Source organism: Laspinema palackyanum D2c, from assembly GCF_025370875.1.
Lineage (GTDB): Bacteria > Cyanobacteriota > Cyanobacteriia > Cyanobacteriales > Laspinemataceae > Laspinema > Laspinema palackyanum.
In genome coordinates, this window is the sequence record NZ_JAMXFD010000043.1 from 20,037 (window position 1) to 27,497 (window position 7,461).

Annotated in this window: 5 protein-coding genes; 1 reads left to right on the forward strand and 4 read right to left on the reverse strand. The window is 49.2% G+C overall.

Features of this window, described 5'->3' with window-relative positions:
- Window positions 1-96 precede the first annotated feature (96 nt).
- The 4 genes from NG795_RS26915 to NG795_RS26930 form a co-directional block, all read right to left on the reverse strand.
- On the reverse strand, window positions 97-1,668 hold the full coding sequence (locus NG795_RS26915) for a PAS domain-containing sensor histidine kinase (protein ID WP_367291683.1): 1,572 nt from the start codon (window positions 1,666-1,668) through the stop codon (window positions 97-99).
- Between the two features lie 351 nt (window positions 1,669-2,019).
- Window positions 2,020-3,456, reverse strand: a complete 1,437-nt coding sequence (locus tag NG795_RS26920) for a cyclic-phosphate processing receiver domain-containing protein (protein WP_367291684.1) — start codon at window positions 3,454-3,456, stop codon at window positions 2,020-2,022.
- 73 nt (window positions 3,457-3,529) lie between these two features.
- Entirely contained in the window at window positions 3,530-4,042 is a 513-nt protein-coding gene (locus NG795_RS26925) for a GNAT family N-acetyltransferase (RefSeq protein WP_436836093.1), read from the reverse strand.
- Between the two features lie 25 nt (window positions 4,043-4,067).
- Window positions 4,068-4,583, reverse strand: coding sequence for a GUN4 domain-containing protein (locus tag NG795_RS26930; RefSeq protein WP_367291685.1), 516 nt, complete (start codon window positions 4,581-4,583; stop codon window positions 4,068-4,070).
- Window positions 4,584-4,810: 227 nt separating this feature from the next.
- On the opposite strand from NG795_RS26930, the gene priA reads away from it, so the two are divergent.
- Window positions 4,811-7,387 carry a primosomal protein N' gene (gene priA / locus NG795_RS26935; RefSeq protein WP_367291688.1) on the forward strand — a complete coding sequence of 859 codons (2,577 nt, stop codon included), beginning with the start codon at window positions 4,811-4,813 and terminating at the stop codon, window positions 7,385-7,387.
- Window positions 7,388-7,461: the final 74 nt, after the last annotated feature.

A 7,461-nucleotide genomic window follows, 5' to 3' on the forward strand; every position in this document is an offset into this window, starting at 1 on the left:
CCAATCACGCAAACGCAAACACAAAACTAATCTAAAAGCACCTGAACCTAGGCCACTGAGCAAAGGTTTGGGGGCTTTTTTCTTGTGGCGATCGCCTTAAACATCAGTCTGAGGGGTAGGTGCGGGTAGCTGGATGGTAAATGAAAAGGTACTCCCTTGACCCAGGGTACTTTCGGCCCAAATCCGCCCGCCATGCTGTTGGACAATTTTTTCACAAATGGCTAGACCTAAGCCGGTCCCTCCATGAGCACGGGAGTCGGAACTATCCACCTGTTGAAAGCGCTCGAAAATCTTTTCTAACCGTTCCGGGGGAATGCCGCGTCCACAATCTTTGACTTGGAAGAGGATATGGGTGGATTGCAGGGATGTCGTTAGCCAGACGGTGGAGCCTGGAGGGGAAAATTTGATAGCATTGCTCAGGAGATTGGTAAAGACCTGGATCAGGCGATCGGCATCAGCCCATAAGACGACCTGGGCAGGCTCAACTACAATGGAAACCGATGCCTCTTCAGCGAGGGCTTGGATGGAATCGACCCCGCGTTCCATGAGTTCTCCCGCAGAACAAGGCTGTTTGACGATCGCCACTTTTCCCGAGGCCATGCGTTCCATATCCAGAATATCGTTGAGCAGACGCAAGAGGCGGTCTGAGTTTTCTAAGGCAATGGTGAGCATTCGTTGGGATTTTTCCGGTTTATTCGCCAGGACTCCACTGGCTAAGAGTCCTAGGGAACCGCGAATTGAGGTGAGTGGGGTGCGAAGTTCATGGCTGACGATGGAGATAAACTCATCTTTCATCCGTTCCATTTCCAGTCGCTCAGTGATGTCTTTGAAGGTTAAAACTACCCCGACAATTTCCCCTTTTTGTCGCAGGGGGGCGCTGATATATTCCACGGGAAAACAGGTGCCGTCTTTGCGCCAAAAGACGCCATCGGTAATAAATTTGACGCTGCCTTGTTGGAGGGTTTCTTGAATGGGAAATTCGCCCTCTGGATGAGCGGTTTTCGGACAGTGGTTCGTTCTTAACAGGAGTTGGACCGGATGACCGATCGCCTCTGCGGGTCCATAACCCAACATTCTCTCGGCAGCAGGATTTAAAAAGGTGAGTTTCATCTGCTCATCCAATCCGCAAATCCCTTCTCCGGCAGAGTTTAAGATTAACTCGTTCTGATGGCGTAACCAGGCTAGAGCTTGATCCGGTGGCGGATAATCCGCCGGTTGGGTGCCAATGGTGGAGGCATACAAATCTGCTCGCAGTGCCATGTGAGCGAGGCGATCGCGAATGGTTTGGAGTTCGTTCCGGTTGCTCAGGGGCGATCGGGGTGCAGGGATGTCCTGATTCGGCCAGTTCGGGAGGTCGTTACAAGGACAGGACATGGGGGGCATTCCTCTCGTTCTTAGGGGGTGAGGCATGGAACATCGAGGGCAATCCACAATTTCCCATTCGGAGGTCATGAGCTCGGCGACGGTTTCCTCGGTTCCCGCTAGATAACAATGCCCTGACTCTGGCGCTTGTACCTCGAACCATAATTGTTCAAACTCCGGACTGTAGGACTCGCCTGCAATGGTTTCTTTCGGCTTGCGGTCTAGCCCTCCGTTTTTCATCAAGACAGTTTTGCCTAATTGCAGCCAATGAGCAAGATATGCTTTTACTTTAGATGGGGACGCCATAATTCCCTATAACCTTCCATTGTGGAGCTAGACCCTCGAAAGGGCTGCTTTTTTAACCAAATCTTAAGATTGGCAGTCTTCCGCCTATCCCCAGTTTAAGAAATTTTCGGAAATCCCGGAGCGATTCATCGAGGGACCCTTGACTGGACCGGGACTGACGCAATCTTTAACGTCAAACCCTAAATGTCGAGGCGATTCGCTCCTGATGCCTCTACGTTTAGGGTGGCTTTCTCAAAATCTGTGTAAGTCCTGCTGGGGATAACAAAACTGGGCAATTCAAGGTTTAAGTCTGTTGCAAATCCCCGGAGTTGATTCTCCAACCTGGGCAAAATTCTCGGGTTTGGTTCCCACTCACTCCTGATGCTGGGCACGCACTTTGTCACGGAGGCGTTGAGCGATCGCCTGAATGTAACTCATCCCTTCATCATCGGGTTCCATATTACACCGTCGCCAGCGATTTCTAGCTATCAATAAGGCGGTGCGAAGTTCCTGGAATGACTGCGGTAGAATATGCTTTCTTTGGTAATCTTTTGCACAGCGATCGCCAATTTCCACGCATTCTTCTACCGATTCCCAGGATTTATAGCCATTGAAGGTTAAAGCAAAATGATTAAATAACTCCCAGCGGGCATGAGTGGAGGGAATATCGGATTCACTCAGTTGGGTATGACTAATTGGGTTTAACAGTAAATTAACCAGAGGCAACCATGTTTTTTCTATCCATTTTAAATCCTTGGATGTCATCACTCGCTCAAAAATCCAATGGCTTTCTATTAATCCCATTTCCATCCCAATTTCCGCCTCTTTATTAGAGGTATGAAAAATTAAGGGGCATTGAGGCTTTTGGGTGGCTAAATAATCTACAACCTCTCGTCCATTCCCTGGATCAAAAGCTTTTTCGTACCCGGTCCAATTCGGTCCTAAGTTATACTCCAAGCTAATTAACAAGCATTTTTGTAAATGGATTTTTAGCCAGGATACAATCTCAGGAGCATTATCAAAAAATACCAAAGATTCGTCTGGAAACATCTGTCCCAGGTGATGGCGCATCCGGTCAATTCGCTGTTTTTTATTCTCTAAAATTACAATATATTTGGCGCGGCTTAGGCGATTAAATTGGGGAGTATTTCGCGAAATCCAGGCCATTAATTCTATAGAATTCTTAAAAAATCCAGCGGACCAACCGGGAAACACCTCACTCAGGCGATCGCTGATTAATTGTGCTGATTCCGGGGTGTCATCTAAAACAATAATCATCCGTGATGCAGGCGCGGTATGAGGGGCTCGTTGTTCGGGCTGCTCAAGGATGCGCTCCTCGATAGAATTTGGGCTATTTTTACCCCTAGATTGGATTAATCGTTTCAGGGTATCGGCCCAATCTGAATCAATCCAGTCCCAAGAGTCCATGGCATCCAAAGATGGGCAAGGGATGACCCGTTCACAGTGCCACTTTGCCTCCTTCAGCGCCATTTCCATCCCAATTTCAGCATCACTATTGGAGGTATGGAGAATCACTGGACATTGGGGCAATTGTGTGATTAAATAATCTACCACATCCCGACCAATTCCTGGATCAAACAGTTGGCCGATGCGTTCCCAACTCGGACCCAAATCATGGTCAAGACTGAGCAAAAGGCACTCATGTAAGTGCCCTTTTAGCCAAGCAATCATATCCGGGGCATTATTAAAAAAAATTGCCGAACAGTCAGGAAATGACGCCTTAAGACGCTTTTCCATTGCCTGAATGCGCCCGGGGTTATCTTCTAAAATTGCAATGATTTCATGCATCCCCACCCTCCCCTCAATTGATTTTCCGTTATAGGGAGTATTCCCCTTTAGGGGGTCTAACCTATCAGGACCCTCACCCTCTGTTGACCAGGGCCTCTCCAGTCAGACGACAGATGCGCCAGTCGGGGAGAATTTCGGCCCCTAGGCGACGATAGAAGGCGATCGCCGGTTCATTCCAATCTAATACGGACCATTCCATCCGTCCACAACCGCGATCAACGGCCAATTTTGCCAGTTTCTCAATCAGGGATTTGCCAATCCCTCTACCCCGATAGTCGGGCAGTACAAACAGGTCTTCTAAATATAGCCCGGGCTGGGTTAGAAATGTGGAATAATTATAGAAAAATAGGGCAAATCCCACAACGGTTCCCGAATATTCTGCAATTAATGCTTCGGCGTAGGGGCGATCGCCAAATAAATGCTCATGCAGTGCCTGGGGATTGCCGGTAACCGCATCGGATAGCTTCTCATAGGCAGCAAGGGCGCAAATTAACTCAAAGATTACCGCCACATCATCCACAGTGGCAGAACGAATTCGGATTTCAGGGCAAATTTCGGACATAATCCCGGGAGAGTATTGTGGCATTATTATATCCCCCAGGGAAACAGGCTCAAAAATCCGGCCCTTGACAATCATCCAAGCGAGATGCCAAATTTCCCGCCCATCCCACCCCTAAGCCCTCCTCGGTGTAAAATGGCTTTGCGGGTAACTGTCCGGCAGGTGCGCTTAAATCAAAGATGAGCTCAGCATAATTGCGCCATTCTATCCCCCCTGAGACTGCCCATCCGACGGTTTGGGCAAATTGAGCATAATCCTGCTGCTGTTGCTGCCAAATTTGGGACTGAATGGTGAATCCAAAATGACCCTTGCTAGAGTCCATCCACAGGCGATCAATCAAACATAGGTCGGCACAGGGAATGTTCAAACTATCGTCTTCTGTGAGATAATCCAGACGGGTTAGCCATCGAGCATCTGCTTTGGAAAGGGAATCCCCAACTCGTAAGGTTTGGGCAATTTCTAACAGAATGCGCCCGGTTTCGCGATCGCCACGTTGCCATTCCCCCGCGTTTAAAAATTCCCGCAGTTGCGTATAATTGACGGTCCCAATAATCAGAGAATCTGGCATTGTTATCTGGCAATGGGGAGATGCAATGGACAGCAGTGGATTTGAGGAGAGAAACAGCAGGGGACGGGTTGATTCATGATTTAAACGACAACAGAACAAGGTTCAGGGGAAGGGATGGGATTTGGCAATAGACTTGGGGTGTTTATTATCCTACAATGAAACGAAACGGCTGGGTTTCTGGATCAAGACCCGCTACAATTGGGTAGCATAACTGGTGTGAGTCAATGATGCAATACGATATCCCCTGGGAAGATTTATCGCCGATCGCCCACCTGGTTGCGGAACCGGGGGGCGGTTATGATGCGATCGGGGAGACAGCAGGGACAAATCCGGAATCCCAAGGGCCTTGGATTGAGGTATTGGTGGACTCTCCCGCTTCTGAGACGCCTCTGGATGAAGAACCCCTAAAATTCTTTACCTATCGAGTGCCACCCGGGTTAACGGTGCAACCGGGGGATATTCTCAGTGTGCCATTTAACTCGCAACAGTTAGGGGCGATCGCCATCCGGTTTACGGATCAATTAGCAGCACATTTATCCCTCGATCAGATTAAAGAGATTGACGAGGTGGTAGCTTCCGGGTTTTTTGTCCCAACCTATTGGCAACTGTTGGAACGGGTGGCGGATTACTATTATACTCCCTTGGTGCGAGTGATTCGGGCGGCGATGCCTCCGGGATTATTTGCGCGATCGCAACACCGGATTCGCCTGACCGACAAGATTCCACCCGGTGGAAAAGAGTTTCTAAAAACCATTCCCGCCCAAAAAGTCTTGGAATTGTTGCAATCTTCAAAAACTGGAAATTATACCTTACGATATATTCGCAGTAAAGTTAAACCAGGAGCAGATGCGGGGTTAAAGGCGTTACAAACCCGGGGGTGGGTGGAAAGTTACTGTGAGGCAGGCAGTCGCCCTGCGCCGAAACTCCAACCCGCAGTTACTCTGATTGCCAGTTCTTTTCCCTCAGATTTGAGCAAGGGCCAGCGAGAAGTGTTGCAAGTGCTAAAGCGTCGGGGTGGGGAACTGTGGATGGCGGAGTTGCTAAAAATCTGTCATACGAGTCGGGGAGTTGTGACAAAGTTGGTGGAAAAAGGGTGCGTGGAAATCTACGATCGCGAAGCATTGCGATCGCCAACACAACCCACCCAAACTCCTGATGCGCCTAAAGTTTTGAATTCCTACCAGCAACAGGCATTAGATACCATTAATCAGATAGAGGGATATGCCCGAGTGTTGCTGCATGGGGTGACAGGTTCGGGAAAAACTGAGGTCTATTTACAGGCGATCGCCCCAATCTTAGCACAAGGAAAATCGGCGATTGTGCTGGTTCCGGAAATTGGATTGACGCCGCAACTGTGCGATCGCTTTCAAGCGAGATTTGGGGATAAAGTGGTGGTTTATCACAGTGCGCTATCCCAGGGTGAACGGTACGACAATTGGCGACAAATGCTCACAGACACCCCCCAAATTGCGATCGGAACGCGATCGGCCATTTTTGCCCCTTTACCCAACCTGGGTCTAATTATCCTCGATGAAGAATATGACGACAGTTACAAACAAGACCACCCTGCGCCTACTTATCATGCCCGAACTGTCGCCCAATGGCGGGCGGAATTATCCAATTGTCCCCTGATTCTCGGTTCTGCCACCCCGTCTTTAGAAACTTGGGTAGAGATTGCGCTTAATCCCACAAAGGGCGATCGCACCCATTATCTGCGCTTACCCGAACGCATCGAATCTCGACCCATGCCTCCGGTGGAAGTCGTGGATATGCGCCAGGAATTACGCAAAGGCAACCGTTCCCTGTTTAGCGAATCCCTACAACAAGAATTAAGTACCCTCCGAGAAACTGGACGACAAGGGATATTATTTATCCATCGCCGGGGACATAGTACCTTTGTTTCTTGTCGCAGTTGCGGGTATGTGATGGAATGTCCCCATTGCGATGTTTCCCTGTCCTATCACCAATTTCAAGAAGGCGGGACCGAATTTCTGCGCTGTCATTATTGCAGTTATACGAGTCATCCGCCGGAACGTTGTCCGGAATGCGATTCTCCCTATTTTCGGCGCTTCGGTAGTGGCACTCAACGGGTGATGCAGGAATTGGCGAGGCAGTTTCCCGAGTTGCGCGTGATTCGATTTGATAGTGATACGACTCGCACGAAAGACGCACATCGGATATTATTGTCACAGTTTGCCACGGGGGAAGCGGATATTTTGCTGGGAACCCAAATGCTGACGAAAGGGTTGGATTTACCGCAAGTGACCTTAGTTGGGGTGGTGGCAGCGGATGGGTTATTAAATTTAGCGGATTTTAGAGCATCGGAACGCGCCTTTCAAATGTTAACACAGGTGGCGGGTCGTGCGGGTCGAGGAGATGAACCGGGACGGGCGATTTTACAAACCTATTCCCCGGAACATCCGGTGATTCAGGCGGTGCGAAATCAGGAATATAACAGTTTTATCCAAGAGGAGTTGGAACAGCGAGAGGCGTTGAGTTATCCCCCCTATGGACGGTTGATTTTGTTAAGAATTTCGGGAAGGGATGATTGGACGGTGGAGGATACGGCGGTAGATTTAGCTCAGGTTCTGGGGGGACCGGATGCCTATCTTACGCGAGGATATGATTTGTTGGGACCGGCACCGGCACCGATTTTGCGAGTTGCCGATCGCTATCGGTGGCAAATCTTACTGAAGTTTCCGCCTAATATTAGGGTGGAGTTACCGATGTTGGAAGAGTTGCGATCGCGTTGTCCCCGAGACATTAGTTTGGCGATCGATGTCGATCCCTTAAATCTCAATTAACGACTTCAGTCGTTCTTAATTGTTCGTAGTAACGACTTCAGTCGTTCTTAATTGTTCGTAGTAACGACTTCAGT

Excerpts from the sequence above, each read along its gene's own strand:
- NG795_RS26915 (WP_367291683.1), bottom strand. The coding sequence starts at position 1,668 with ATGGCGTCCCCATCTAAAGTAAAAGCATATCTTGCTCATTGGCTGCAA.
- NG795_RS26920 (WP_367291684.1), bottom strand. The coding sequence starts at position 3,456 with ATGCATGAAATCATTGCAATTTTAGAAGATAACCCCGGGCGCATTCAG.
- NG795_RS26925 (WP_436836093.1), bottom strand. The coding sequence starts at position 4,042 with ATGCCACAATACTCTCCCGGGATTATGTCCGAAATTTGCCCTGAAATC.
- NG795_RS26930 (WP_367291685.1), bottom strand. The coding sequence starts at position 4,583 with ATGCCAGATTCTCTGATTATTGGGACCGTCAATTATACGCAACTGCGG.
- priA (WP_367291688.1), top strand. The coding sequence starts at position 4,811 with ATGCAATACGATATCCCCTGGGAAGATTTATCGCCGATCGCCCACCTG.